This window comes from Paracoccus sp. S1E-3 (genome assembly GCF_013868135.1).
Classification (GTDB): domain Bacteria; phylum Pseudomonadota; class Alphaproteobacteria; order Rhodobacterales; family Rhodobacteraceae; genus Paracoccus.
Genome location: NZ_JACEMU010000003.1, coordinates 1 through 224, shown reverse-complemented (window position 1 = coordinate 224; position 224 = coordinate 1). Strand labels below are relative to the sequence as shown.

Sequence of the window (224 nt, the reverse complement as noted above, 5' to 3'; positions counted from 1 at the left end):
CTCGGCGGCGCGGACAGCATCGACGCGGGCGCCGGCGACGACCGGGTGGTCGCGGGCGCAGGCAACGACACCGTCACCGGCGGCCTCGGCAATGACACCCTGCTGGGGGGCGACGGCGCCGATGTCATTTATGGCGACGACACCGCCGGCACCGACAGCCTCGGCGGCGCGGACAGCATCGACGCGGGCGCCGGCGACGACCGGGTGGTCGCGGGCGCCGGCAA

1 protein-coding gene is annotated in these 224 nt (G+C 76.3%); it reads left to right on the top strand.

All coding sequences use genetic code 11. The annotated features are described in order from the left end of the window. On the top strand, window positions 1–224 hold a 224-nt coding region (locus tag H1S04_RS00020), incomplete at both ends, for a calcium-binding protein (protein WP_370521443.1).